The following is a 26416-nucleotide window of genomic DNA, read 5'->3' on the forward strand; positions in this document are numbered from 1 at the left end:
GTATGTGACGCCGTTGCTGGCTACACTCCCGGTGGCAGTGTTCGAATGCGCGTCACGAATGTTCGAATGCTGCGACACGCGCTCTCGCCCTTGACGGAGCGGTCCGCAAGGTCCACTCTGATCGGTGAACATGCACGGACGAGTGATCGGCAGTCTCACGTCAGTATCTGAATTCGACCCTCAGTTACACCCGACTCGACATTTCCAGAGTAAGGGTGTACTTTTGGACGTTGCGCTGGCTGCCTCCTGTCCACCCCTCGTCTCAACCGCTGCGAAGTCAAGTACTTCTTGCTTTCTGCGACGGGTTTCGTTCGGGTTGTAACCAGCGAAATTCGAAGCAGATACAGCGGCGGTCGCAACAGCACGGAGCGGCCCGCGTGAGGTGCTGGAAGGACGCATCTTGGCAGTCTCTAGCCAGACCAAGGCAGTTTCCGGAATCCCCGGAGCCCCGAAGAGGGTTTCGTTCGCGAAAGTTCGCGAACCCCTCGAAGTTCCCGGGCTTCTTGACGTACAGACAGATTCGTTCGAGTGGCTGATCGGCGCGCAGAGTTGGCGTGAACGAGCAGCGGCACTCGGCGACAATGCAGTGTCCGGTGGTCTCGAGGACATCCTCGCGGAGCTTTCTCCGATCGAGGATTTCAACGGCACTATGTCGCTGTCCTTCTCCGACCCTCGATTCGACGAGGTCAAGGCCTCGACGGACGAGTGCAAAGACAAGGACATGACCTACGCGGCGCCGTTGTTCGTCACCGCGGAGTTCATCAACAACAACACTGGTGAGATCAAGAGCCAGACGGTCTTCATGGGAGATTTCCCGATGATGACCGACAAGGGCACCTTCATCATCAACGGCACCGAGCGTGTGGTCGTCTCGCAGCTCGTGCGTTCCCCCGGTGTGTACTTCGACATGAGCGTCGACAAGAGCACCGAGAAGGATCTGCACAGCGTCAAGGTGATCCCGGGTCGCGGCGCATGGCTCGAGTTCGACGTCGACAAGCGCGACACCGTTGGTGTCCGTATCGACCGCAAGCGTCGTCAGCCTGTCACCGTCCTGCTCAAGGCACTCGGCTGGACCACCGAGCAGATCACGGAGCGCTTCGGCTTCTCCGAGATCCTCATGGCCACGCTGGAGAAGGACAACACCGCCGGCACCGATGAGGCGTTGCTCGACATCTACCGCAAGCTGCGTCCGGGCGAGCCCCCCACCAAGGAGAGCGCGCAGACCCTGCTGGAGAACCTGTTCTTCAAGGACAAGCGCTACGACCTCGCTCGCGTGGGTCGTTACAAGATCAACAAGAAGCTCGGCCTGAACGCGGGTCAGCCGATCGTTGCATCCACTCTCACCGAAGAAGACATCGTCGCCACCGTCGAGTACCTCGTGCGTCTGCACGCAGGTGACACCTCGATGACGGCTCCGGGCGGCGTCGAGGTTCCCGTCGAGGTCGACGACATCGACCACTTCGGCAACCGTCGTCTGCGTACGGTCGGCGAGCTCATCCAGAACCAGATCCGCGTGGGCCTGTCCCGCATGGAGCGTGTGGTTCGTGAGCGCATGACCACGCAGGACGTCGAGGCGATCACGCCTCAGACGCTGATCAACATCCGTCCCGTCGTCGCTGCGATCAGGGAGTTCTTCGGAACCTCCCAGCTGTCGCAGTTCATGGACCAGAACAACCCGCTGTCGGGGCTGACGCACAAGCGTCGTCTGTCCGCCCTCGGCCCGGGTGGTCTGTCCCGTGAGCGCGCCGGCCTCGAGGTTCGCGACGTTCACCCGTCGCACTACGGCCGCATGTGCCCGATCGAGACCCCGGAAGGCCCGAACATCGGCCTGATCGGTTCGCTGTCGGTCTACGCCCGCGTCAACCCGTTCGGTTTCATCGAGACCCCGTACCGTCGCGTCGTCGACGGACAGGTGACCGACGAGGTCGACTACCTGACCGCTGACGAAGAAGACCGCCACGTGGTCGCGCAGGCCAACTCGGCCATCGACCGCGAGGGTCGCTTCACCGACTCGAAGATTCTCGTCCGCCGTAAGGGTGGCGAGGTCGAGTTCGTCGCGTCCTCGGACATCGACTACATGGACGTTTCGCCGCGTCAGATGGTGTCCGTCGCAACCGCGATGATTCCGTTCCTCGAGCACGACGATGCAAACCGTGCCCTGATGGGCGCGAACATGCAGCGTCAGGCTGTCCCGCTGGTTCGCAGCGAGGCACCTCTCGTCGGAACCGGCATGGAGCTGCGTGCAGCTGTGGATGCCGGCGACGTCATCATCACCGAGAAGACCGGTGTCGTGGAGGAGATCTCTGCGGACTACGTCACGGTGATGGCTGACGACGGAAGCCGCAAGACGTACCGGATGCGCAAGTTCGCGCGTTCCAACCAGGGCACGTGCGCCAACCAGCGTCCGATCGTGGACGAGGGACAGCGTGTCGAGGCCGGCCAGGTTCTGGCCGACGGCCCTTGCACCGAGAACGGTGAGATGGCGCTGGGCAAGAACTTGCTCGTCGCGATCATGCCGTGGGAAGGCCACAACTACGAGGACGCGATCATTCTGTCGCAGCGTCTCGTGGAAGAGGACGTCCTGACCTCGATTCACATCGAGGAGCACGAGATCGATGCCCGCGACACCAAGCTCGGTGCCGAGGAAATCACTCGCGACATCCCGAACGTCTCCGACGAGGTCCTCGCCGACCTCGACGAGCGCGGCATCATCCGTATCGGTGCCGAGGTTCGTGACGGCGACGTGCTGGTCGGAAAGGTCACGCCGAAGGGCGAGACCGAGCTGACCCCCGAAGAGCGCCTCCTTCGCGCCATCTTCGGTGAGAAGGCTCGCGAGGTTCGTGACACGTCCCTCAAGGTTCCTCACGGTGAGACCGGCAAGGTCATCGGAATCCGCGTGTTCTCGCGTGACGAAGACGACGATCTGCCTCCCGGTGTCAACGAGCTGGTCCGCGTCTACGTGGCACAGAAGCGCAAGATCCAGGACGGCGACAAGCTCGCCGGCCGCCACGGTAACAAGGGCGTCATCGGCAAGATCCTGCCGCAGGAAGACATGCCGTTCCTCTCGGACGGCACGCCTGTCGACATCATCTTGAACACGCACGGCGTCCCGCGTCGTATGAACATCGGTCAGGTCTTGGAGACCCACCTCGGGTGGATCGGCAAGACCGGCTGGAACGTTCAGATCGCGTCCGACGGCTCTCGTCCCGACTGGGCTGCGACCCTGCCGGAAGAGATGCTGTCCGCTCCGGCCGACTCGAACATCGCCACCCCGGTGTTCGACGGTGCGAAGGAAGACGAGCTCACCGGTCTCCTCGGCGCGACGCTGCCGAACCGTGACGGCGAGCAGATGGTCGGACCCGACGGAAAGGCCACCTTGTTCGACGGCCGCTCCGGCGAGCCGTTCCCGTACCCGGTCTCGGTCGGTTACATGTACATCATCAAGCTGCACCACTTGGTCGACGACAAGATCCACGCTCGTTCGACCGGTCCGTACTCGATGATCACGCAGCAGCCTCTCGGTGGTAAGGCCCAGTTCGGTGGCCAGCGCTTCGGTGAGATGGAGTGCTGGGCGATGCAGGCCTACGGCGCGGCTTACACGCTGCAGGAACTGCTGACCATCAAGTCTGACGACGTGGTCGGTCGAGTCAAGGTGTACGAAGCCATCGTCAAGGGCGAGAACATCCCCGAACCCGGCATCCCCGAGTCGTTCAAGGTGCTCCTCAAGGAGCTCCAGTCGCTCTGCCTCAACGTGGAGGTGCTGTCCTCGGACGGCGCGGCCATCACGATGGCGGACGGCGACGACGAGGACTTGGAGCGGGCCGCAGCGAACCTGGGCATCAACCTGTCCAGGAACGAAGCTGCGACGGTCGACGACCTCGCGAACTAGGTTTCGGTCCCCGGGTTGCTCTTGAGAGAGCGGCCCGGGGGCGTAGTTCACATTTGAATTGGCAGTCAGGTTGCCGGGTGACCGGCAACCGTAACCCCAACGGGGAAAGGAAGTTACGTGCTCGACGTCAACTTCTTCGATGAACTCCGCATTGGCTTGGCCAGTGCAGAGGACATCCGCAATTGGTCCTACGGCGAGGTCAAGAAGCCGGAGACCATCAACTACCGCACGCTCAAGCCCGAGAAGGACGGCCTCTTCTGCGAGAAGATCTTCGGCCCCACTCGGGACTGGGAGTGCTACTGCGGTAAGTACAAGCGTGTCCGCTTCAAGGGCATTATCTGTGAGCGCTGTGGCGTCGAGGTCACTCGCGCCAAGGTTCGTCGTGAGCGCATGGGTCACATCGAACTGGCCGCACCGGTCACGCACATCTGGTACTTCAAGGGTGTTCCGAGCCGTCTCGGTTACCTGCTCGACCTGGCTCCGAAGGATCTCGAAAAGATCATCTACTTCGCTGCCTACGTCATCGTCGGTGTCGACGAGGAGCTCCGTCACAACGAGCTGTCCACCCTCGAAGCCGAGATGCAGGTCGAAAAGAAGACCGTCGCAGATCAGCGCGACGCCGATCTCGAGGCACGTGCGCAGAAGCTCGAAGCCGACATCGCCGAGCTCGAGGCAGAGGGCGCGAAGTCCGATGTCCGCCGCAAGGTCAAGGACGGCGGCGAGCGCGAAATGCGTCAGCTCCGTGACCGCGCGCAGCGTGAGCTGGATCGTCTCGACGAGATCTGGACCACCTTCACCAAGCTGAGCGTCAAGCAGCTCATCATCGACGAGCTCCTGTACCGCGAGCTGGTCGACCGTTACGGCGAGTACTTCACGGGTGCGATGGGCGCAGAGTCCATCCAGATCCTGATGCAGAACTTCGACCTCGACGCCGAGGCAGAGTCTCTCCGCGAGACCATCCGCAGCGGCAAGGGCCAGAAGAAGCTGCGTGCACTCAAGCGCCTCAAGGTGGTTGCGGCATTCCAGACCAACGGCAACTCGCCGATGGGCATGGTCCTCAACGCTGTTCCGGTGATCCCGCCGGAGCTTCGCCCGATGGTTCAGCTCGACGGTGGACGTTTCGCGACTTCCGACCTCAACGACCTGTACCGCCGCGTCATCAACCGCAACAACCGCCTCAAGCGACTGATCGACCTCGGTGCTCCCGAGATCATCGTCAACAACGAGAAGCGGATGCTGCAGGAGTCGGTCGACGCCCTGTTCGACAACGGTCGTCGTGGACGTCCGGTCACCGGACCGGGTAACCGCCCGCTGAAGTCCCTGAGCGATCTGCTCAAGGGCAAGCAGGGTCGCTTCCGTCAGAACCTGCTCGGTAAGCGCGTCGACTACTCGGGTCGTTCCGTCATCGTCGTCGGTCCTCAGCTCAAGCTGCACCAGTGTGGTCTGCCCAAGCTGATGGCTCTCGAGCTGTTCAAGCCGTTCGTGATGAAGCGTCTGGTCGATCTGAACCACGCGCAGAACATCAAGTCGGCAAAGCGCATGGTCGAGCGCAAGCGCGTCCAGGTGTGGGACGTCCTCGAAGAGGTCATCGCCGAGCACCCCGTGCTGCTCAACCGTGCACCTACGCTGCACCGTCTGGGTATCCAGGCATTCGAGCCGCAGCTCGTCGAGGGCAAGGCCATTCAGCTCCACCCGCTGGTGTGTGAGGCCTTCAACGCCGACTTCGACGGTGACCAGATGGCTGTTCACCTCCCGCTGTCGGCAGAGGCTCAGGCCGAGGCACGCATCCTGATGCTGTCCTCGAACAACATCCTCTCGCCTGCTTCGGGTCGCCCGCTCGCCATGCCGCGTCTGGACATGGTCACGGGTCTGTTCCACCTGACCCGTCTCGACGAGGGTGTCACCGGTGAGCTCGTTGCTCCGACCAACGACGAGGCAGAGCAGGGCGTGTACTCCTCGCCCGCCGAGGCTCAGATGGCAGTCGACCGCGGCGCGCTCTCGGTTCAGGCTCAGATCAAGGTGCGTCTGACGCAGCAGCGTCCGCCGCGCGACCTCGAGAACGAACTGTTCCCCGAGGGCTGGAACTACGGTGACGGCTGGACCGCCACCACGACACTCGGCCGTGTGCTCTTCAACGAGCTGCTTCCGGCGGACTACCCGTTCGTCAACGAGCAGATGCCGAAGAAGCGCCAGGCGACGATCATCAACGATCTCGCCGAGCGGTACCCGATGATCGTGGTTGCTCAGACCGTCGACAAGCTCAAGGACGTCGGGTTCTACTGGGCCACCCGTTCGGGTGTCACGGTCTCGATCTCCGACGTGCTCGTGCCGCCGGAGAAGCCTGCCATCATCGAGGACTTCGAGGCTCAGGCCGACAAGATCGAGAAGCAGTACCAGCGTGGTGCTCTGGACAAGAAGGAGCGCAACAGCGCTCTGGTCACCATTTGGCAGGAAGCGACCGACAAGGTCGGCAAGGCCATGGAGGCTCACTTCCCCGACAGCAACCCGATCCCGATGATCGTGAAGTCCGGCGCAGCCGGCAACATGACTCAGGTTCGCTCGCTCGCCGGTATGAAGGGCCTGGTGACAAACCCGAAGGGTGAGTTCATCCCGCGTCCGATCAAGTCTTCCTTCAAGGAAGGCCTGACCGTTCTCGAGTACTTCATCAACACGCACGGTGCTCGTAAGGGTCTGGCCGATACCGCACTCCGCACCGCCGACTCGGGTTACCTGACCCGTCGTCTGGTGGACGTTTCGCAGGACGTCATCGTCCGCGAGGTCGACTGTGGAACAGAGCGCGGCATCGTCACCACGATCGCCGAGAAGCAGGCCGACGGCACGATGATCCGCGATGCTCACGTGGAGACCAGCACGTACGCCCGTACCTTGGCGGCCGATGCAGTCGACGCGAACGGCACCGTCATCGTCGAGCGTGGCCACGATCTCGGTGACCCCGCGATCGATGCTCTGCTCGAAGCCGGCATCACGACGGTCAAGGTCCGCTCGGTCCTGACCTGCACCACCGGCACCGGCGTTTGCGCCACTTGCTACGGCCGCTCGATGGCCACCGGCAAGCTGGTCGACATCGGTGAGGCTGTCGGTATCGTCGCCGCACAGTCGATCGGTGAGCCCGGTACTCAGCTGACCATGCGTACCTTCCACCAGGGTGGTGTCGCAGGAGATGACATCACCGGCGGTCTGCCGCGTGTCCAGGAGCTGTTCGAGGCACGTGTGCCCAAGGGCAAGGCTCCTATCGCGGACGTCACCGGTCGGGTACAGCTCGAAGACGGCGATCGTTTCTACAAGATCACCATCGTTCCGGACGACGGCGGCGAAGAGGTTGTCTACGACAAGCTCAGCAAGCGTCAGCGTCTGCGTGTCTTCAAGCACGCCGACGGTCGCGAAAGCCTCTTGGCTGACGGTGACCACGTCGAGGTCGGACAGCAGCTCATGGAAGGTGCTGCCGATCCCCACGAGGTCCTGCGAGTCATGGGTCCGCGTCAGGTTCAGATCCACTTGGTCAACGAGGTCCAGGAGGTGTACCGGAGCCAGGGTGTGTCGATCCACGACAAGCACATCGAGGTCATCGTGCGCCAGATGCTTCGTCGCGTGACGATCATCGATTCCGGTGCCACCGAGTTCCTGCCCGGTTCGCTCACCGAGCGCGCCGAGTTCGAGTCGGCAAACCGCCGCGTTGTCGCCGAGGGTGGCGAGCCCGCAGCCGGCCGTCCGGTGCTCATGGGTATCACGAAGGCGTCGCTCGCGACGGATTCGTGGCTGTCCGCGGCATCGTTCCAGGAGACCACTCGTGTCTTGACCGACGCGGCTATCAACTGCCGCTCGGACAAGCTGATCGGTCTGAAGGAAAATGTCATCATCGGCAAGCTGATCCCTGCCGGTACCGGTATCAACCGTTACCGCAACATCCAGGTTCAGCCCACCGAAGAGGCACGCGCCGCTGCTTACGCAGTGCCGTCGTACGATGACCAGTACTACAGCCCGGACGGCTTCGGCCAGAACACCGGTGCTGCAGTTCCGCTGGACGACTACGGCTTCAGCAACGACTACCGCTAGTCGGGTAGTCGCATGTGACGACTACCGCTAGTCGGGTAGTCGCATGTGACGACTACCGCTAGTCGGGTAGTCGCATGTGACGACTACCGCTAAGCGTTAGTTCGTAGAAATCCCCCCACTTCGAAAGAGGTGGGGGGATTTTTCATGTCAGGAGTGGGACGTTTTCAGGAGTTGCTGCCGCTGAGGTCCGGGATGACGATCTCCTGGACGGCCCACTTGTTCCCGTCGGGGTCGGCGAAGTAGATGAACCGCCCCCAGGCCTGGTCGTCGATCGGGCTGATGTCGATGCCGCGGCTCTTGAACTCGCGCTCGGCCTCTTCGATGTCCTTGACCACTACCTGCATGCCGACGACCGAGCCGGGCTCGGCGTCGGTGATTCCCTTGCCGATGCAGATCGAGCAGGCCGAACCGGGAGGGGTCAGCTGGACGAATCGCAGGTCTTCGCTGACCGTGTGATCGTGGTCGGCATTGAATCCGAGGCGGACGTAGAAGTCCTTGGCGCGGTCGATGTCGGTGACGGGAATGGCGACCAGTTCGAGCTTGATGTCCATGACGTGCCCTTCATGTGATGGTGAATTCCGGCGACAGGTCCAGTGTTGCGGGTATTGCGGTCAGAAACGGTCCTCGTTCGGCGTCCGGATGAAACTTTCCGAATTCCTTGTTGCTCCGAGGGTGCTTCTCTCACTGCTCGACCGATCCCGAACCAGGAGCGGATACCCCGACTCCGCAGCTCTGACGCATTCCGTCGAACGTGCCGCGCACGCCGACGCTCTCGGCTACCACCGGTTCTGGGTGGCCGAGCATCACGCGGTGCCCGGGATCGGGAGCGGGTCGCCGGCAGTACTGCTTGCCGCGATCGGCGCGCATACGCGCGATATCAGACTCGGCAGCGGTGGGGTCATGCTGCCGAATCACCAACCGCTGATCGTCGCCGAGCAGTTCCTGATGCTGGAGGCTCTGTACCCGGGGCGAATCGATCTCGGCCTCGGCCGATCGCTGGGATTCACGGAGCCTGTTCGTCAGGCACTACGACGTGGCAAGGACGCTCCGGACACGTTTGTGTCGGATCTGGAAGAGGTGAGGCGCTACCTGGAGGGTTCTGCGGCAGTGACGGCACGGCCGGCGTCGCAGACTGGAGTCCCGATCTTCGTGCTCGCCACGCGCACAGGCTTGAAAGTGGCAGCGCAGCTGGGGTTTCCGGTGGTCGTGGGCGGGCCGATACTCGGAATCGGTAGCACCGACCGGGTGGATGCGTTGGACGAGTACCGCCGAGCCTTCCGGCCCACCGACGCTCATCCCGAACCCTATGTGGTGGTTTCACTCGAAGTGGCGGTTGCCGATACCACCGACGCGGCGCGTGAGTTGCTGATCCCGGAGGCGTACGCGCTCGCTGAATCGTCACGGACAGGGGAGTTTCCGCCGCTCGTGTCGCCGGACGAGATCAGGCGCGCCCCGCGCAGTGATCGAAACGCCAGGCGCATCGAGTCGTTCACGGCTTCGGCGCTGCACGGGACGCCCGTCGAGGTGAAGCAGCAGCTTCACGATCTGGCCGAGCGAACCGGTGCCGACGAATTGCTGGCGTCCACGTCGACGTACGACCGTGACGCGCTTGCACTTTCGGACCGCCTACTGCGTGAGGTGGTTTAGCAGTGTGGTTGATCTAACGAGGCACGTGAAACTCGAGCAGAGTGGCGACGGAGTCGTCGAGTTCGGTCCACGGCACCGGTACGGAGAGGACGGCGATCGCCGAAGTCGGGAACTTGTCGCGGATACGTTGCGCCGCTTCGGAGTTTTCGTTCGATGCGAGATCGAGTGCAGTCCAGGGAATTCCGGGTTCGTGTCCGACGATCAGGAGCGTCTTGACGTGGTCGGACGTGGTTCGCGCAGCTGCAATGACGTCTGCGGGTGAGCCGCCGTAGATGGACTTCTCGAACCCGGCGGGAGCTTCGATTCCCGTCGAGGCAAGGGTTTCGACGGTCCGCCGGGAGGTGGAGCACAGAACGGCGTCGACGGGCGGGACGTTTTCGCGGATCCATTCGCCGCCGATGCGGGCTTCGCGCAGGCCCCGTTCGGCGAGCGGACGCTCGTGATCACGGATGCCCTCGGGGTAGCTGGACTTGCCGTGTCGCATGAGGACGAGGGTGCGGTGGTCGGCCATGCGTTCACGGTATCCGCTTTGTGCCCGTCAGTCCGGTTACTCTGGATGGTCAGGACCTTGAAGGAGGTTTTCGATGGCCGGTAAGAAGCTCGATCGAACTAATGCCCGAACTGCACTCGAGGTGGTGCGCGAAAGCCCCACCATCGCTTTCATCACCGTTGCCCCGGCAGTGGTCGTGTTCGGCGTGGTGTGGTGGCTCTTCGGTTTCTGGGCCGCGATTCTTCTTGCGTTGGTGTTCGGTGTCGCGGCTGTCGCGACCCAGAAACTGCGTTAGAGGGCGTTCACCTGCGCAACTGCGCGGAGCGCTTCGCCGACCAGGAACCAGACCGTGACGGTCTTGTCGTCGACGCGGCTGCGCAGGACGACGTCGTCGCTGGAGACGATGGGGGAGAGGTACTCGATCAGTGCTCGATGCGGAACTGTCCGTAGCTCGGTGCGAGCGCTGAGGACCTCTTCGACTGCCTGCCAGTAGACGGCGTTGTTGACGTGGTCGAACGGGTCGATATCCGTGGCGCGCAGAGCGAACGGCGTGTCCAGAACACCGGCGTCGTCCGCCTCCGGTGCGTTCTCGGCGAGTACCCGCTTCCACTTCAGGCGATGCTCGTCGGTGGATTCCTCCAGTGGCCGCATGAAGTCGTCACTCATCCGCGTGGGCATGCCCGACTCGGCGCTGATGTTGATCCAGAAGCCTTCGGTTTCCATCAGCGCGCCGTTGCTGCCGTCGAAGCGCACACGCATGTTCGCCCATCTCGTGGAGAAGCCGGAGCACCAGCGAGTCATCGTCAACTCTTCCGGCCAGATCGCCGGGCGTACGACGTCGACGACCGTACGACGCACTATCCAGAGCGGATGGGTGTCGATGGCTCCCGCGGCCTCGATGTTGTCGTTGCCGATGTCCTGCAGGTAGCGGGCGACGGCGTCGAGCCTGACCTGCTTGGCGACGTCGATGTCGCCGGTGCGGACCGGGCGGGACTTGACGAAGATCGGTCCTCGGTCCGGCTGTTGCGCGAGCGTGAGATCTGGGTTCACGTGAGATTCCTGTTCGCTGGAGTGAGCCGATTCTGTCAGGCTTTTCAGCGAGTGGCGATTATCTGCTTTCCGCAGCCGGAGCCGTCGACCATTCGTGCCACGGCGACGGCGGTGTCGGCAAGGGGATGAACGGAGTCGATCACCGGGGTGATGTCACCTGCGTCGATCATCTGCGTCAGGACCTCCAGATCGTCGGCGTTCTCCGAAGCGATGAAGGTGCCCATTTTCTGAGATATGAACGGAGACAAGCACTGTGCGCGTATTTGGCGATCGGTTCCGCCGAGCCACCGTCCGCCGTTCTCGCCGCCGACGATCACCAGCGTTCCGGTGCGTGTGAGCGCCCGTCGAAGATCTCGCAGTCGGCGGTTGCCGCCGGTGTCGATGATGACGTCGTACCGATGCGATCCGTCGGTGGCGTCGTCGACGCGGTAGTCGAGAACCTCGTCGGCACCGATGGAGCGGACGGTATCGGTTTTCGAGGTGCTGCACACGCCGGTGACGTGAGCGCCCATGGCTTTTGCCACCTGCACCGCGTAGATCCCGACGCCACCGGATGCGCCGAGTACGAGGACGGATTGGCCCGCCTGCACGCGGCCGTGGTCGCGCACGGCTTGCAACGCTGTGAGGGCGGAGACCGGCACCGCTGCTGCTTGTGCGAACGACAACCGGGCAGGTTTTGCGGCAATCTTCGTCTCGAGTGCGCGTGCGTACTCCGCGAACGAACCGACCGCGATCCCGTATACCTCCTGGCCGACTGCCACGCGGGTCACCGAACTGCCGACGGCCTCGACTCGGCCGGATACGTCCAGTCCGCGTACCCGGTTCCTAGGTCTGCGCAGCCCGAAACCCGCGAGGCGCAACGGATATGGCAGTCCGGCCATGAGATGCCATGCCCCGCGGTCGACGGACGCGGCCTCGACGCGTATCAGCACTTCGTTGTCGGCGACAGTGGGGCGCGGAATGTGGTCGAGGTAGAGAACGTCGGCCTCGCCGTAGCGATCCTGTACGACGGCGGTCATCAGTTCCTTCGGCATGCGAGTCTCCGTTCGTCGAATACTTACAGCGTAAGTATTGCACTTACGGTGTAAGTTCTGTCAACGTGGAGAAGCGCGCAAGATTGACCCGAGACGACGTCGTACACGCTGCTGTCGCGCTTGCCGATTCCGTCGGAATCGATTCGATGACCATGCGGAAGCTGGGCACCGAACTGGGCGTCGAAGCGATGTCTCTGTACAACCATGTTTCGGACAAAGGGGATCTGCTCGACGGAATGGTCGATGCGGTCTTCGCGGAGATCGATCTGCCGACGCCGGGACGCCCGTGGCGCACGGAACTTCACGTGCGAGCGGTATCGACAAGGGAAGTGTTGGGGAGGCACCCGTGGGCAACTCCGTTGATGGAGTCCCGAACGACGCCTGGTCCCGCGACCCTGCGCCACCACGATGCCGTCATCGGAACGCTACGCGCCGCCGACTTTCCCGTCGCCCTTGCTGCGCATGCCTTTTCGATCATGGATGCGTACATCTACGGCTTCGTGCTGCAAGAAGTGAGCTTGCCGTTCGAAACAGCGCAGGAAACGACGGAACTGGCGAAGGCGATCATGGGCTCGTTCGAGAGCGGTCAGTATCCGCACCTGGCCGAGTTGACCACCAAGCACGTCCTTGCTCCGGGATACAGCTACGCCGCCGAATTCGCTTTCGGTCTCGATCTGATTCTCGACGGACTCGAACGTCTGCACATCGGGAGCGAACGATGATCTGACGTGAGTACCGGGTTAAAGTCGAGAAAACCGGGTTACCGGTCCAGACTTCAGATGTCCCGAAGAGGAGCTTTCTGTGCGCGCCATGGTGGTTACGGAACTGTCCGGTCCCGAAGGAATTGTCGCGCAGGAGGTTCCCGAGCCCGCAGCCGAAGGTCTTGTTCTCATCGATGTGAAGGCAAGTGGCGTCTGCTTTCCGGACCTGCTCATCACCTACGGCAAGTATCAGATCCGCCCGGAACCGCCGTTCATTCCCGGCGCGGAGATCTCGGGCGTCGTGGTCTCCGCGCCGGAAGGGTCGGGTTTCGCTCCGGGCGATCGTGTTCTCGCGGCCGCGTATCTGGGTGGGTATGCAGAGCGGATTGCCGTCAACCCGGCGCAGGTACTCCGAATTCCGGACGGACTCGCCTTCGACGAGGCGGCCTCGCTGATCATCAACTATCAGACGATGGAGTTCGCGCTCGCTCGTCGCGCGAAGATCGTCGCGGGGGAGACTGTCGTCGTGCTCGGCGCTGCAGGCGGAGTCGGAACGGCAACCATCCAGCTGGCCAAGGCGCACGGTGCCCGGGTGATCGCCGTGGTACGACGCGAGGGCGTCGATGACTTCTTGCGTGAGCTCGGTGCCGACGAGGTGGTCGCGCTGGCTCCGGGATGGGGAGAGCGGATTCGGGAACTGACCGACGGCGTCGGCGCTCAGATCGTGGTGGATCCGGTGGGCGGCGATGCGTTCGACGACGCGGTCCGGGTTCTGGCACCCGAAGGACGACTCGTGGTGATCGGATTCGCCGGCGGCGGTATTCCCGAGGTAAAGGTGAACCGGGTGCTGTTTCGCAATATCAGCATTGTCGGCGCGGCATGGGGTGAGTTCACGCGTACCAATCCCGAGGCGGTAGCCGAGGTACACGCATCGCTGGTAGAACACGTCCGAAACGGCTTGCGTCCGCTGGTCAAGGCACGGTATCCGCTTGCCGACGCAGCAGTTGCCCTGGCTGATCTCGAAAGCGGCAAAGTTCTCGGAAAGGCCATCTTGCTGCAGGAATGATTCTTCGCAACGTGATGGTGGTCACCAAATAATAAGTTGCAACATGTTTTCATTTGGACAATAGTTGCAACCGCACTACCATTTGCCAGGTGATCGCTTCCGATTCTGATGACCTGTATGGAGCACTCGACGAGTTGTTCACTCGCCTGATGAGCGCCGGTGATTCGGAGTCGATCGATGCGTTGATCGAACTGGATCTCTCGTTCTCTCAGGTGCGTGTGCTGTTCGTACTTGCACAACGTGATGCGGCGATCCCGATCAACGAGGTTGCCGACGAGCTTCGGCTCTCGGTGGCAGCTACGGGGCGGAACATCGATCAGCTCGTGAACATGGGTCTGGTCGATCGCCGTGAAGACGAGCGGGACCGACGCGTCAAGCGGGTTTCCTTGTCGGAGGCCGGTCGTAAGGTGACGACCAACCACATCGAGTGCAAGCGCGGCCAGCTTCGCGAATTCGCGTCGCGTGTTCCTGAGCCAGAGCGGATTCGTTTGTTCGAGGCTCTCAAGCCCATTCTCGCGGGTGACTATCTGCGAGCACTTAACCAGGAGACTTCGCGATGACATCGCCGAACGCGCCGGCACCGGCGTCCGACAAACTTGACGGGGCGGTCCTCAAGATCGCTTCCGTGGTGGTGCTCGGCGCCATCATGTCGATTCTCGACGTAACCGTGGTGAGCGTCGCGCTCACCACCTTTGCCGAGGACTTCGAAACTTCGTACGCCACCGTCGCGTGGACGATGACGGCCTACACCCTCGCTTTGGCGACGGTCATTCCGGTTACCGGTTGGGCTGCCGACCGTTTCGGCACCAAGCGCCTCTACATGACGGCCCTGGTGCTGTTCGTGCTCGGTTCGGTCGCCTGTGCGATGGCGTGGGACATCACCTCGCTCATCGGCTTCCGTGTGCTCCAGGGCCTCGGCGGCGGCATGTTGATGCCGCTCGGTATGACCATCATGACCCGGGCCGCCGGTCCGGACCGCGTCGGTCGCGTCATGGCAGTTCTCGGAATCCCGATGCTGCTCGGCCCCATCGGTGGCCCGATCCTCGGTGGTTGGCTGATCGAGGCCGCGAGCTGGCACTGGATCTTCCTGATCAACCTGCCGATCGGCATCATCGCGTTGGCAGCAGCATTCATCATTCTGCCGTCCGACAAGGCGAAGCCTTCGGAGTCCTTCGACTTCCTCGGCATGATCCTGCTGTCGCCCGGCCTGGCGCTGTTCCTGTTCGGTGTGTCGTCCATCCCTGAGGTGGGAACGGTTGCGTCGGCTCGGGTTCTGGTGTCGGCCGGTATCGGTCTGGCGCTGATCATCGCCTTCGTGTTCCACGCGCTCAACAAGGATCACCCGCTGATCGACCTGCACCTGTTCAAGAACCGTCAGTTGACCACCGCCGTCATCACGACGTCGCTGTTCATCGTCGCCTTCATGGGCGCCGGGTTGCTGTTCCCGAGCTACTTCATCCAGGTCGGCGGTCACACCACGCTCGCTGCCGGATTGTTGATGGCTCCGCAGGGTCTCGGCGCTATGGTCACCATGCCGATCGCTGGTCGACTGGTCGACAAGATCGGCCCGGGCAAGATCGTCCTGACCGGTTTGCCGTTGATTCTGATCGGCTTGGGTGTGTTCACACAGGTTGCCTCGGATTCCCCGACGTGGCTGCTGATGGGTGCCTTGTTCGTCATGGGCCTCGGTATGGGTTGCACCATGATGCCGCTGATGACCGCAGCTATCGTGACGCTCTCCAACGAGCAGATTGCTCGCGGCTCCACCCTGATGAACATCGTTCAGCAGACCGCAGGTTCGATCGGTACCGCCGTGATGTCGGTGGTCTTGACCAACCAGCTTCTCGATCGTGGCCTCGACACGACGATGGTCGGTGCGGCCTCGCACATTCCGACCGAACCGGGAAGTCCGGAGGAGTCTGCTGCGAATTCGATTCTCAGTGCGGCGTCGGATGCCTTCGGTAACACCTTCCTCGTTGCCACTGTGCTGATCGTCCTGACCCTCATCCCGGCGTTCTTCCTGCCGCGGAGCAAGACCACCAGGCCGGTGGCCGAGGGCGAGACGGCAACGCCGATCGTTATGCACTGACCGCTTTTCGGTAGATCGTTCGTCCAGGTGAGGGCGGCACACATCTTGTGTGCCGCCCTCACCTTTTTGCCGTGGAATACAGCTGGATGGTTGAATGTTTGATCAGTTACATGCAAACGCATGGATCTAGTTCGCGGAGGAGCAACCATGCAGTTCGGAATCTTCACGGTCGGTGACGTCACCACTGATCCCACGACGGGGGCGACCCCGACAGAGCACGAGCGCATCAAGGCCATGACGACCATCGCCAAGCACGCCGAGGAAGTCGGTCTCGACGTCTTCGCGACCGGCGAGCATCACAACAAGCCGTTCGTGCCGTCATCTCCGACCACGATGCTCGGATACATCGCGGCCCAGACCGAGAAGATCACGCTCTCCACGTCCACGACGCTGATCACCACCAATGACCCGGTGAAGATCGCCGAGGATTACGCGATGCTTCAACACCTCGCCGAGGGGCGCGTCGATCTGATGATGGGTCGCGGAAACACCGCGCCTGTGTACCCGTGGTTCGGCAAGGACATTCGCGCCGGTATCCCGTTGGCGCTCGAGAACTATCAACTTCTTCGCCGGCTCTGGGACGAGGAGGTCGTGAACTGGCAAGGGGAGTACCGCACTCCACTCCAGGGATTCACGTCCACACCGCGCCCGCTGGACGGCGTCGCGCCGTTCGTGTGGCACGGCTCGATCCGCAGCCCCGAGATCGCGGAGATCGCGGCGTATCACGGCGACGGATTCTTCGCGAACAACATCTTCTGGCCGAAAGAGCACTACATCGAGCTGATCAATCTTTACCGCCGGCGTTACGAGCATTACGGCCACGGGTCCGCGGATCAGGCGATCGTCGGTCTCGGTGGTCAGGTCTTCATGCGCAAGAACAGTCAGGACGCGGTCAAGGAATTCCGTCCGTATTTCGACAATGCTCCGGTGTACGGCCACGGGCCCTCACTCGAAGAGTTCACCGAGCAGACGCCGCTGACCGTCGGTTCCCCTGAGCAGGTCATCGAGAAGACGTTGGCGTTTGCCGATTTCTTCGGCGACTACCAGCGCCAGCTGTTCCTGATGGATCACGCCGGGCTGCCGCTGAAGACGGTGCTCGAGCAGCTCGATCTGCTCGGTGAGGAAGTTGTTCCGGTTCTGCGCCGTGAGTTCGCGGCCAGGCGGCCAGCACATGTGCCGGACAACCCGCCCACTCACGCGTCGATGAAGGCGGCTCGTGAGGCAAGCAGTGTCACTGCCTGACGAGCAACCGCCTGAGGTTCCGGTCAGCACCACCGAACTCGCCACCGACGCCTGGGAAGCCTTGTTTCGCGCCCAGGTGTCGGTGCTGCGGCGGCTCTCTGCCGACGACGTCTGGGATCAGGTGTCGATGCGCGAGTACGACGTGCTGTTCACGCTGAGTCTTGCGCCGAGTAGTTCCCTTCGCCTGCATGACCTGAATCGGGAGATATTGCTGAGCCAGCCTTCGCTCAGTCGCCTGGTGGAACGGTTGGAGGGCGAAGGTCTGGTAACGAGAAGTGTTGATCCACAGGATCGCCGCGGGACGATCGTGCAACTCACCGAAACGGGTGCAGCGCTGCAGAAATCAGTGGGTCGCCGTCATGCCGCGAGCATCCGCCGCCACGTCGGACCGGCCCTGGACGCGGATGAACTTCGACTGTTGGCCGAATTGTGCACGCGTCTGCGTCTCGCGCAGTCATGACTGGAGGCAGGATGGACGATATGAGTAACCTCGAAGCGCAGCCCGTCGAGCAGGAATGCGAAGGCCATCCGGCGGAGAGCGAGATTCAGATCCTCACCCCGCGCGACGTACCGCTCGGTGGCCCGCGGGCCATGCGAGTGCGACGCACCCTCCCGCAACGCGAGCGTTCGCTGATCGGGGGATGGTGTTTTGCAGATCATTACGGTCCGGATGACGTCGGCTCAGGACCGGGCATGCATGTGCCGCCGCATCCGCATACCGGTTTGCAGACGGTGAGTTGGCTGTTCACCGGAGAGATCGAGCACCGTGACAGCATCGGTTCCCATGCGATGGTGCGGCCGGGTGAACTGAATCTGATGACGGCCGGGAGTGGGATCGCGCACTCCGAGGTGTCGACGCCGAATACGAAGGTTCTGCACGGGATGCAGTTGTGGGTGGCGCTGCCGGATGCGGCGCGCGATACCGCACCCGCGTTCGTTCACTATCGACCGGAGCCGGTGACCACCGATGGTGTCACGCTCAGTGTGTTCCTCGGTTCGCTCGCCGGTGAAACGTCTCCGGTGTCTACCTTCACCGAATTACTCGGTGCCGAGGTGATTCTCGATCCTGGGGCCGAGATCGCCCTCGATGTCGATCGTTCACATGAGCACGGCGTGATCGTCGATCAAGGATCGGTTGTTCTGCGTGGTACCACTGTCGGCTGGGCCGAGTTGGGTTATCAAGCACCGGGTTTCGGAAAACTGACTTTGCGCAATCCGGGATCCGAACCGGCTCGACTGCTACTTCTCGGCGGGAAACCGTTGGGCGAGCAGGTCATCATGTGGTGGAACTTCATGGGCCGTACACACGAAGAGATCGTCGAGTATCGACGCAAGTGGCAGGCCGAGCTTGCCTCCGGATTCGACGGCAGCGTCCCGGACCGGCGTTTCGGCGTCGTGCCGGGATACGACGGTCCGGCGCTCCCGGCACCCGAGTTGCCGAACAGTACGTTGCGGCCCCGAGGCTAGTCGTTGCTCTTGCTGCTACCGGCCGCGAGCGCCGTTTCGATCAGGCTTGTTCGATGTCCTGGTGAGCCTTCGCGAGCATGATGTAGCCGGCGCCGTTGGCGGTGATACCGGCCTTTTCGCCTTCGGAGAGTTCACGTTTGACCTTGGCGGGCACGCCGGCGACCAGTGATCCAGGTGGGATTTGCATCCCCTGAGACACGACGGCGCCGGCTGCAATCAGTGACCCCGAGCCGATGTGTGCGCCGTTGAGCACCACGGCACCCATGCCGACGAGAACGTCGTCTTCGACGGTGCACCCGTGCAGCACTGCGTTGTGGCCGACCGAGATTCGTTCGCCCAGCACTGCGGGGAACGTCGGGTCGGCGTGCACGGTGCAGTTGTCCTGAATGTTCGTGTCAGCGCCGATGGAGATCGATTCTGCGTCGCCGCGGATAACCGCGCCGTACCAGATGCTGGCTCCCGCAGCGATGGTCACCGCGCCGACAACGGTGGCGTTGGGTGCGATGAACGCACTTTCGTCGATCTGCGGGGTGTTACCGAGAACGGTGGCGATGATCGGGTTGGTCATGGTTCTCCTGTGCGTTGGAATGACGTGCTCTGACGGTACCTGGACTACTTCGCTGTGGGTTTTCGATTCATGACGACAGTGCCGACACCCGCGGTCACCACCAGTGCGATGGCCACGAGTGTGAATGCGTCGAGCGTTTGCCCGATCACGAGGACTCCGGCCAGTGCGGCCGCTGCGGGTTCGAGGGCGATGAGGACGGCAAAGACTTTCTTGGCGAGAGAGCGCAGCGCCCACATTTCCAAGCTGTACGGGATGACGGACGAGAGGACGGCGACGGCTGCGCCTGCGGCGAGCATCGTCGGATCCAGTAGTTCACTTCCTCCCGAGACGACGCCGAAGGGCAGCGTCAATACGGCCGCGACGATGCTTGCGCCTGCCAACCCGTCGGCGCTCGGGAGCGTCGCGGCCAGGTGGGAACCGGCCACGATGTATCCGGCCCACGCAGTAGCGGCGATCAACGCGAACATCACCCCGATCGGGTCCAAACCGGATTCGCCGTGATCGCTTAACCCGAGCAGCAACACTCCGCCGAAGGCGAGCAGCACCCATGCTCCGTCGGCCCACCGACGAGACAGAATTGCGGCCAGGGTGAGCGGTCCGAGGAACTCGATGGTGACGGCCGTTCCGATGGGCACCGTGTCGAGGGCGAGGTAGAAGGCGCCGTTCATCACGGCGAGGGCGATGCCCAGTGCGAAGATGCCTTTGCGCTGCCGGTTCGACCATCTGCTCCATCGCGGGCGGACGATGACGCCGAGGATGATCGCGGCGATCGTCAGCCGCAGCGTCGTGGCTCCGGCCGGTCCGATCTGCGAGAACAATGTCGTCGCGAATGCCGCGCCGAACTGGAGCGACAGTATCGACGTGAGGACTGCTCCGACCGGCAGTAGCTGACTGCCGGCCTTCATTCTCCGGTGAACTCGGGACTTCGACGCTCGAGCATCGCGGCGACGGCTTCGTGGTGATCTCGGGTGTGGTGGGCGATCGACTGCATGGCGGCGGAGAGTTCGAGCAAGCTCTCGAGGCTCTGGTGCTGGCCCTCGCGGAGGAGCTTTTTGGTCATGCGGAGTACCTGCGGGGGATTGGCGGCTACTCGAGCCGCCAAAGCGTGCGCAGCGGAAAGCAATTCCTCGGGCTCGGTCACCTGCGAGACCAGACCCCAGTCGAGTGCTCTCGCAGCATCGATCGGTTCACCGGTGAACGCCATCTCGGCCGCGCGGGCGTTGCCGATCGCGCGCGGGAGCAGCCACGCTCCGCCGTCGCCGGGGATGAGTCCTACCTTGACGAAACTCTCGGCGAAGACTGCGGCGGTCGAGGCGATGCGGAGGTCGCACATGAGTGAGAGGTCGCAGCCCGCTCCGATGGCCGGGCCGTTGACCGCCGCGATGGTCGGCACCTCACACGTGTACAGCGCGAGCGGGATGCGTTGGATGCCGTGCCGGTAGCCCTGGCGGATCTCGCCGGGTGCGCCACCGAACATGCCCTCCTTGTCTCGCATGTGCTTGACGTTGCCGCCGGAGGAGAAGGCCGATCCGGCCCCCGTCAGAATGACCGTGCGCACACTCTGATCTCGGTTGACCGCGGTGACTGCGTCTTCGAGGGCCTCGATCATGTCGATCTCGGAGATCGCATTGCGGGTGTCCGGGCGATTGAGGGTCCACGTGACCACATCGCCGGTTCGCGAGATCAGTACGGCGTCGCTCATGGGTGCTCCTGGTTGTCGATGGCAGTTGAACTCAGTCTCTCACCACAGGATTTCGCAATAACAATCATTCGTGCTTGATTTTTATGGATGTGGGTGTGATGCTGGTCGCATGGCCGAACTTCAGACGTTCATCGATGACTTGCGGGCCGAAGGCGAGAGCCTCGACGCCCTGGTTGCGGATCTGCCCGAGGAGAAGTGGGCGACAATGACGCCTGCGGAAGGGTGGACCATCGCACATCAGATCGGGCACCTGCACTGGACGGACAGTGCAGCGATCCTGGCGATCACCGACCCGGACGGTTTCGCGGAGCAGTTGAAGGCGGCGTTCGTGAACCCGGCAGGGTTTGTCGACGACGGTGCTGCCGAACAGGCGGCCCGCCAGCCGGCGGAGTTGCTCGCCGATTGGCGAGCGGGGCGCACCGCTCTCGTCGAGGCGCTCACCGCCGCCCCGGCCGGAACCAAGTTCCCCTGGTACGGCCCGCCCATGGGCGGTGTCTCCATGGCTACCGCGCGACTGATGGAGACGTGGGCGCACGGGCAGGACGTTGCCGACGCACTCGGCGTCGAACGCGCTCCGACGGCGCGCATCAAGAACATCGCTCACCTGGGTGTGCGGACGCGAAACTTCGCGTACTCGGTCAACGAGAAGACGCCGCCCGCCGACGATTTCCGGGTTGAGTTGACCGCGCCGGACGGGTCGCTCTGGGCCTGGGGGCCGGAAGATGCGCCGCAGAAGGTCACCGGGCCGGCGTTGGACTTCTGCTTGCTGGTCACCCAGCGCGCCAATCGCGCCGATCTCGATCTGGTCGCCGTGGGTGCCGACGCGGACGAGTGGCTCGGGTTCGCGCAGGCCTTTGCCGGACCCAGCGGTGAGGGACGAGCCGCCGTCGGATCCAGCGGTGAGGGACGAGCATCGAAGGTGGGCAAATGAGTTCGGTACGGATCGGTAACTGCTCCGGGTTCTACGGCGACCGCGTCTCGGCGATGCGCGAGATGCTCGAGGGCGGCGAACTCGACTACCTGACCGGCGACTACCTGGCCGAACTGACGATGTTGATCCTCGGGCGGGACCGGATGAAGGACCCGGCGCTCGGCTACGCGAAGACGTTCCTGCGGCAGGTGGAGGACACGCTCGGCCTTGCGCTCGACAAGGGGGTGAAGATCGTCGCGAATGCAGGCGGTCTCAACCCGGCCGGACTGGCCGACGCGTTGCGCGAGGTCAACACCAAGCTGGGGTTGAACGCAAAGATCGCCCACGTCGAGGGTGACGATCTGGTCTCTCGGGCAGACGAACTCGGACTCGGCTCCCCGCTGACGGCCAATGCGTACCTCGGCGCCTGGGGCATCGTCGAAGCATTGTCGGCCGACGCCGATGTCGTGGTCACCGGACGGGTCACCGATGCGTCGGTGATCGTCGGTCCGGCCGCTCACCATTTCGGTTGGAAGCGAGATGATTTCGATCAGCTTGCCGGTGCTGTCGCGGCGGGCCACGTCATCGAGTGCGGAACCCAGGCCACCGGCGGCAACTACGCGTTCTTCACAGAGATTCCCAATCTGGGCCGGCCTGGCTTCCCGATCGCCGAGATCAACGCGGACGGAACCTCGGTCATCACCAAGCACGCCGGAACGGACGGCGAGGTGAGCGTCGGCACGGTGACGGCGCAGCTGCTGTACGAGATCACCGGTGGACGCTATGCAGGCCCGGACGTGACGACCCGCATCGACAACGCAGTGCTCACCCAGGAAGGCCCGGACCGGGTGTTGATCAGCGGCGTCACGGGCGAGGCTCCGCCGCCGCAGTACAAGGTCTCGCTGAACACGCTGGCCGGGTTCCGTAACGAGGCCACCTTCATCCTCACGGGTCTCGACATCGAGGCCAAGGCCGATCTGGCGAAGACTCAGCTCGAATCCTGGCTGACGAAGAAGCCCGCCGAACTGGTCTGGACTCTCGCTCGCACGGATCATCCGGATTCCGACACCGAGGAAACCGCGAGTGCGTTGCTGCGCTGCGTGGTTCGCGATTCCGACCCCAAGGTGATCGGTCGTCCTTTCTCCGCGGTTGCGGTGGAAATGGCACTTGCCAGCTACCCCGGCTTCTCGCTGACGGCTCCGCCGAGCAACGGCCAACCGTACGGAGTGTTCACCCCCGGCTACGTCGACGCGGGATCGGTGCCGCACGTGGCCGTACTGCCGGACGGCACGCGCGTGGACATCGCTCCGTCCACGTTGACGCAGGACCTCGAACCCGTCGACGAACCGGAGCGTCCGGAGCCGTTGCCGCCACAGACGTCGCTGTCGGTACCACTCGGCACGATCGCCGGTGCCCGTAGTGGCGACAAGGGTGGAAATGCCAACGTCGGCGTCTGGGTTCGCACGGACGATCAGTGGAAGTGGTTGGCGCACACACTGACCGTCGAGATGCTCAAGGAACTGCTACCGGAAGCAGCAGACCTGAACGTCACTCGCTACCAGCTTCCGCACCTTCGTGCCGTCAACTTCGTGATCGAGGGAATCCTCGGTCAGGGTGTCGCCTCGCAGGCGCGGTTCGATCCGCAGGCCAAGGGAATTGGTGAATGGCTGCGTTCGCGCCACATCGACATCCCGATTTCGCTACTCCCCGTAACTGACGAGAAAGAGGATTCACGGTGACCGTGTGGACCACACCGGAAAGGCTTGCGCTTCGCGAGACCGTACGCGGATTCGTGAACCAGGAGATTCTGCCGCATCTGACGCAGTGGGAGCGAGACGGCGAGATTCCGCGCGAATTGCACCGCAAGGCAGGCGCTCTCGGACTCCTCGGGGCCAGCGCACCCGAATCGGCCGGTGGTGAGGGCGGCGACGCCGTCGATTCCATCGTGATCTGTGAGGAGATGCATCAGGCAGGTGCGTCGGGCGGGCTGTTCGCATCGCTCTTCACCTGCGGCATCGCGGTGCCGCACCTGATCGCGGCCGGCGACGAGGCGCAGATCGAGAAGTGGGTCAAGCCGACCCTGCGCGGCGACAAGATCGGCTCGCTCGCCATCACCGAGCCCGGCGGAGGCAGCGACGTCGGGCACCTGACAACTACAGCCAAGCGCGACGGCGATCATTACGTCGTGAACGGCGCCAAGACGTTCATCACCTCCGGCGTTCGAGCGGACTTCGTCGTTACAGCGGTGCGCACCGGTGGTCCCGGCGCGGGTGGTGTCTCACTGCTCGTGATCGAGAAGGGCACACCGGGATTCACCGTCTCGCGCAAACTCGAGAAGATGGGCTGGCGCGCATCCGATACCGCGGAACTCTCCTTTGTCGACGCCCGGGTTCCGGTGGAGAATCTGGTCGGTGCAGAGAACAGCGGCTTCGCGCAGATCGCCCAGGCATTTGTCTCCGAGCGGGTAGCGCTCGCCGCGCAGGCGTATGCCAGTGCAGAACGTTGCCTGGAGCTGACGCTCGAATGGTGCCGCGCCCGTGAGACTTTCGGTCGCCCCCTGATCAGTCGGCAGGCCGTGCAGAACACCGTCACCGAGATGGCCCGCAAGATCGACGTCGCCAAGGTGTACACGCACTCGGTGATCGAGCGGTACATGGCCGGTGACGGCGATCTGATCGCCGAGGTGTGCTTTGCGAAGAACACGGCAGTCGAGACGGGCGAATGGGTTGCGAACCAAGCTGTTCAGCTGTTCGGCGGCCTCGGATACATGCAGGAAAGCGAAGTGGAGAGGCAGTACCGGGACATGCGAATTCTGGGAATCGGTGGCGGAACCACCGAAATCCTCACCGGCCTCGCGGCCAAGCGATTGGGGTATCAGTCATGAGTGTCATCCGGTCAACACTGGACACCAATTCCGAGGTGTACAAGACCGCAACTTCGACCATGAACACCAAGCTCGCCGAGATCGAGGTCGAGCACGCCAAGGCGTTGGCGGGTGGCGGCGAGAAGTACACCGAGCGGCACCACAAGCGGGGAAAGCTCCTGGCACGCGAGCGGATCGAACTCCTGCTCGATCAGGATTCACCGTTCCTCGAACTGTGTCCCCTCGCTGCGTGGGGGAGTGACTTCCCGGTCGGCGCCAGCACTGTGGTCGGTATCGGCGTCGTCGAAGGTGTCGAATGCCTGATCGTCGCCAACGATCCCACCGTGCGCGGCGGCACCAGCAACCCGTGGACGCTGCGTAAGGGTTTCCGCGCCAACGACATCGCCATGCAGAACCGACTCCCGGTGATCTCCCTCGTAGAGTCCGGCGGCGCAGACTTGCCGACGCAGAAAGAGGTGTTCATCCCGGGCGGGCGTATGTTCCGTGACCTCACTCAGCTGTCCGCAGCCGGAATCCCCACCATTGCACTGGTCTTCGGTAACTCGACGGCCGGCGGTGCGTACATCCCGGGCATGTCCGACCACGTCGTGATGATCAAGGAACGCTCCAAGGTGTTCCTCGCAGGCCCGCCGCTGGTCAAGATGGCCACCGGTGAGGAATCCGACGACGAGGCACTCGGCGGCGCCGAAATGCACGCTCGCAAGTCCGGGTTGGCCGACTACTTCGCCGCCGACGAGCAGGACGCGATCCGCATCGGGCGCTCGATCGTCAAGCGGCTCAACTGGACCAAGAAGGGGCCGGCGCCGCGCGCGGAGATCATCGAACCGCTCGAGGATCCGGAAGAGTTGCTCGGCATCGTTCCGGCCGACCTGAAGATCCCGTTCGATCCGCGTGAGGTCATCGCCCGTATCGTCGACGGTTCCGACTTCGACGAGTTCAAGCCGCTCTACGGTTCCTCCCTCGTGACCGGGTGGGCAGAGCTCAACGGCTACCCGATCGGCATCCTGGCGAACGCACGTGGAGTGCTCTTCAGTGAGGAATCACAGAAGGCCACGCAGTTCATCCAGCTCGCCAATCGTTCCAACACGCCGTTGCTGTTCCTGCACAACACCACCGGCTACATGGTGGGTAAGGAATACGAGGAGGGCGGCATGATCAAGCACGGATCGATGATGATCAATGCGGTTGCCAACTCCAAGGTTCCGCACATCTCGATCCTGCTCGGAGCGTCGTACGGCGCCGGTCACTACGGCATGTGCGGACGCGCGTTCGATCCGCGGTTCCTCTTTGCCTGGCCCAGTTCCAAGTCCGCCGTCATGGGCGGTGCGCAGCTCGCCGGCGTCATCTCCATCGTGGGACGCGCTGCTGCCGAGGCCCGCGGCCAGGTATTCGACGAGCAGGCCGACGCCGGCATGCGCGCGATGATCGAGAACCAGATCGAGGCCGAGTCACTTCCGATGTTCCTGTCGGGTCGTCTGTACGACGACGGCGTCATCGATCCCCGAGACACCCGCACCGTGGTGGGAATGTGCCTGTCGGCCATCGCCACCGCCCCGATCGAAGGCACCGAGAACTTCGGCGTCTTCCGTATGTGAGGCACGCC

The 26416-nt window shown here is 63.2% G+C and carries 22 protein-coding genes; 15 read left to right on the plus strand and 7 right to left on the minus strand.

Going from position 1 to position 26416, the window contains the following annotated elements; translation table 11 throughout:
* The first annotated feature begins 382 nt into the window (after positions 1-382).
* Both rpoB and P0M12_RS21035 read left to right on the plus strand, forming a co-directional pair.
* Positions 383-3889 (plus strand): DNA-directed RNA polymerase subunit beta, encoded by a 3507-nt coding sequence (gene rpoB / locus P0M12_RS21030; protein ID WP_003942068.1) that lies wholly within the window; start codon positions 383-385, stop codon positions 3887-3889.
* Positions 3890-4006: 117 nt separating this feature from the next.
* On the plus strand, positions 4007-7963 hold the full coding sequence (locus tag P0M12_RS21035) for a DNA-directed RNA polymerase subunit beta' (RefSeq protein WP_003941914.1): 3957 nt from the start codon (positions 4007-4009) through the stop codon (positions 7961-7963).
* 164 nt (positions 7964-8127) lie between these two features.
* Here the strand turns inward: P0M12_RS21035 and P0M12_RS21040 are convergent, their stop codons facing one another.
* Entirely contained in the window at positions 8128-8514 is a 387-nt protein-coding gene (locus P0M12_RS21040; RefSeq protein ID WP_003942070.1) for a glyoxalase superfamily protein, read from the minus strand.
* Positions 8515-8602: 88 nt separating this feature from the next.
* Between P0M12_RS21040 and P0M12_RS21045 the strand changes: the two genes are divergently transcribed.
* Positions 8603-9610 (plus strand): LLM class flavin-dependent oxidoreductase, encoded by a 1008-nt coding sequence (locus tag P0M12_RS21045; protein WP_277376774.1) that lies wholly within the window; start codon positions 8603-8605, stop codon positions 9608-9610.
* A gap of 13 nt (positions 9611-9623) precedes the next feature.
* Here the strand turns inward: P0M12_RS21045 and P0M12_RS21050 are convergent, their stop codons facing one another.
* Entirely contained in the window at positions 9624-10121 is a 498-nt protein-coding gene (locus P0M12_RS21050; RefSeq protein WP_007728426.1) for a histidine phosphatase family protein, read from the minus strand.
* A gap of 73 nt (positions 10122-10194) precedes the next feature.
* Between P0M12_RS21050 and P0M12_RS21055 the strand changes: the two genes are divergently transcribed.
* Complete coding sequence (locus P0M12_RS21055; RefSeq protein WP_003941897.1) at positions 10195-10395, plus strand: hypothetical protein; 201 nt, start codon at positions 10195-10197, stop codon at positions 10393-10395.
* Here P0M12_RS21055 and P0M12_RS21060 read toward each other — a convergent pair.
* On the minus strand, positions 10392-11150 hold the full coding sequence (locus P0M12_RS21060) for an acyl-ACP thioesterase domain-containing protein (protein WP_218679927.1): 759 nt from the start codon (positions 11148-11150) through the stop codon (positions 10392-10394). The two genes, P0M12_RS21055 and P0M12_RS21060, sit on opposite strands and share 4 nt — an antisense overlap.
* A 44-nt stretch (positions 11151-11194) precedes the next feature.
* The gene (locus tag P0M12_RS21065) at positions 11195-12184 is read right to left on the minus strand and encodes an NAD(P)-dependent alcohol dehydrogenase (RefSeq protein ID WP_218679928.1); all 990 of its coding nucleotides are present in this window, start codon (positions 12182-12184) and stop codon (positions 11195-11197) included.
* A 65-nt stretch (positions 12185-12249) separates the two neighbouring features.
* On the opposite strand from P0M12_RS21065, the gene P0M12_RS21070 reads away from it, so the two are divergent.
* From P0M12_RS21070 to P0M12_RS21100, 7 genes are all read left to right on the plus strand, one after another.
* Complete coding sequence (locus tag P0M12_RS21070) at positions 12250-12906, plus strand: TetR/AcrR family transcriptional regulator (RefSeq protein ID WP_039972951.1); 657 nt, start codon at positions 12250-12252, stop codon at positions 12904-12906.
* 79 nt (positions 12907-12985) lie between these two features.
* Positions 12986-13951 (plus strand): NADPH:quinone oxidoreductase family protein, encoded by a 966-nt coding sequence (locus P0M12_RS21075; RefSeq protein ID WP_003941986.1) that lies wholly within the window; start codon positions 12986-12988, stop codon positions 13949-13951.
* An 89-nt stretch (positions 13952-14040) separates the two neighbouring features.
* Entirely contained in the window at positions 14041-14511 is a 471-nt protein-coding gene (locus tag P0M12_RS21080; RefSeq protein ID WP_003941890.1) for a MarR family winged helix-turn-helix transcriptional regulator, read from the plus strand.
* Positions 14508-16040 (plus strand): DHA2 family efflux MFS transporter permease subunit, encoded by a 1533-nt coding sequence (locus tag P0M12_RS21085; RefSeq protein ID WP_058227496.1) that lies wholly within the window; start codon positions 14508-14510, stop codon positions 16038-16040. The genes P0M12_RS21080 and P0M12_RS21085 overlap by 4 nt, the downstream gene beginning before the upstream one ends.
* A gap of 147 nt (positions 16041-16187) precedes the next feature.
* On the plus strand, positions 16188-17282 hold the full coding sequence (locus P0M12_RS21090) for an LLM class flavin-dependent oxidoreductase (protein WP_007728412.1): 1095 nt from the start codon (positions 16188-16190) through the stop codon (positions 17280-17282).
* Positions 17269-17742 carry a MarR family transcriptional regulator gene (locus P0M12_RS21095; protein ID WP_042453108.1) on the plus strand — a complete coding sequence of 158 codons (474 nt, stop codon included), beginning with the start codon at positions 17269-17271 and terminating at the stop codon, positions 17740-17742. Before P0M12_RS21090 ends, P0M12_RS21095 begins: the two co-directional genes overlap by 14 nt.
* 20 nt (positions 17743-17762) lie before the next feature.
* A complete protein-coding gene (locus P0M12_RS21100) occupies positions 17763-18749 on the plus strand; it encodes a pirin family protein (protein ID WP_039972959.1) in 987 nt (328 codons plus the stop codon).
* A gap of 40 nt (positions 18750-18789) precedes the next feature.
* On the opposite strand, the gene P0M12_RS21105 is transcribed toward P0M12_RS21100, so the two are convergent.
* From P0M12_RS21105 to P0M12_RS21115, 3 genes are read right to left on the minus strand one after another with little or no spacing between them, the layout of a single operon-like run.
* Positions 18790-19317, minus strand: coding sequence for a gamma carbonic anhydrase family protein (locus tag P0M12_RS21105; RefSeq protein ID WP_003941993.1), 528 nt, complete (start codon positions 19315-19317; stop codon positions 18790-18792).
* A 44-nt stretch (positions 19318-19361) separates the two neighbouring features.
* Positions 19362-20222 carry an EamA family transporter gene (locus P0M12_RS21110; RefSeq protein WP_058227497.1) on the minus strand — a complete coding sequence of 287 codons (861 nt, stop codon included), beginning with the start codon at positions 20220-20222 and terminating at the stop codon, positions 19362-19364.
* Positions 20219-21019 (minus strand): crotonase/enoyl-CoA hydratase family protein, encoded by an 801-nt coding sequence (locus P0M12_RS21115; RefSeq protein WP_003942035.1) that lies wholly within the window; start codon positions 21017-21019, stop codon positions 20219-20221. The genes P0M12_RS21110 and P0M12_RS21115 overlap by 4 nt, the downstream gene beginning before the upstream one ends.
* 109 nt (positions 21020-21128) lie before the next feature.
* Here P0M12_RS21115 and P0M12_RS21120 point away from each other — a divergent pair, with 109 nt between their 5' ends.
* The 4 genes from P0M12_RS21120 to P0M12_RS21135 are packed head-to-tail and all read left to right on the plus strand — an operon-like array spanning position 21129 to position 26408.
* Positions 21129-21950 carry a TIGR03084 family metal-binding protein gene (locus P0M12_RS21120; protein ID WP_058227499.1) on the plus strand — a complete coding sequence of 274 codons (822 nt, stop codon included), beginning with the start codon at positions 21129-21131 and terminating at the stop codon, positions 21948-21950.
* Complete coding sequence (locus P0M12_RS21125) at positions 21947-23668, plus strand: acyclic terpene utilization AtuA family protein (RefSeq protein ID WP_058227500.1); 1722 nt, start codon at positions 21947-21949, stop codon at positions 23666-23668. Before P0M12_RS21120 ends, P0M12_RS21125 begins: the two co-directional genes overlap by 4 nt.
* Positions 23665-24813, plus strand: coding sequence for an acyl-CoA dehydrogenase family protein (locus P0M12_RS21130; protein ID WP_007728404.1), 1149 nt, complete (start codon positions 23665-23667; stop codon positions 24811-24813). The genes P0M12_RS21125 and P0M12_RS21130 overlap by 4 nt, the downstream gene beginning before the upstream one ends.
* A complete protein-coding gene (locus tag P0M12_RS21135) occupies positions 24810-26408 on the plus strand; it encodes a carboxyl transferase domain-containing protein (protein ID WP_003941989.1) in 1599 nt (532 codons plus the stop codon). Before P0M12_RS21130 ends, P0M12_RS21135 begins: the two co-directional genes overlap by 4 nt.
* The last annotated feature ends 8 nt before the right edge of the window (positions 26409-26416 follow it).

The sequence above is a fragment of the Rhodococcus sp. RCBS9 genome (assembly GCF_029457415.1).
Classification (GTDB): Bacteria; Actinomycetota; Actinomycetes; order Mycobacteriales; family Mycobacteriaceae; genus Rhodococcus_F; species Rhodococcus_F qingshengii.

What these genes read in the sequence shown, in the direction of transcription:
- P0M12_RS21135 (WP_003941989.1), top strand. Translation starts at nt 24,810, where the DNA reads ATGAGTGTCATCCGGTCAACACTGGACACCAATTCCGAGGTGTACAAG.
- P0M12_RS21045 (WP_277376774.1), top strand. Translation starts at nt 8,603, where the DNA reads ATGAAACTTTCCGAATTCCTTGTTGCTCCGAGGGTGCTTCTCTCACTG.
- P0M12_RS21090 (WP_007728412.1), top strand. Translation starts at nt 16,188, where the DNA reads ATGCAGTTCGGAATCTTCACGGTCGGTGACGTCACCACTGATCCCACG.
- P0M12_RS21105 (WP_003941993.1), bottom strand. Translation starts at nt 19,317, where the DNA reads ATGACCAACCCGATCATCGCCACCGTTCTCGGTAACACCCCGCAGATC.
- P0M12_RS21065 (WP_218679928.1), bottom strand. Translation starts at nt 12,184, where the DNA reads ATGCCGAAGGAACTGATGACCGCCGTCGTACAGGATCGCTACGGCGAG.
- P0M12_RS21085 (WP_058227496.1), top strand. Translation starts at nt 14,508, where the DNA reads ATGACATCGCCGAACGCGCCGGCACCGGCGTCCGACAAACTTGACGGG.
- P0M12_RS21110 (WP_058227497.1), bottom strand. Translation starts at nt 20,222, where the DNA reads ATGAAGGCCGGCAGTCAGCTACTGCCGGTCGGAGCAGTCCTCACGTCG.
- P0M12_RS21040 (WP_003942070.1), bottom strand. Translation starts at nt 8,514, where the DNA reads ATGGACATCAAGCTCGAACTGGTCGCCATTCCCGTCACCGACATCGAC.
- P0M12_RS21055 (WP_003941897.1), top strand. Translation starts at nt 10,195, where the DNA reads ATGGCCGGTAAGAAGCTCGATCGAACTAATGCCCGAACTGCACTCGAG.
- P0M12_RS21120 (WP_058227499.1), top strand. Translation starts at nt 21,129, where the DNA reads ATGGCCGAACTTCAGACGTTCATCGATGACTTGCGGGCCGAAGGCGAG.
- P0M12_RS21125 (WP_058227500.1), top strand. Translation starts at nt 21,947, where the DNA reads ATGAGTTCGGTACGGATCGGTAACTGCTCCGGGTTCTACGGCGACCGC.
- P0M12_RS21050 (WP_007728426.1), bottom strand. Translation starts at nt 10,121, where the DNA reads ATGGCCGACCACCGCACCCTCGTCCTCATGCGACACGGCAAGTCCAGC.
- P0M12_RS21100 (WP_039972959.1), top strand. Translation starts at nt 17,763, where the DNA reads ATGAGTAACCTCGAAGCGCAGCCCGTCGAGCAGGAATGCGAAGGCCAT.
- P0M12_RS21115 (WP_003942035.1), bottom strand. Translation starts at nt 21,019, where the DNA reads ATGAGCGACGCCGTACTGATCTCGCGAACCGGCGATGTGGTCACGTGG.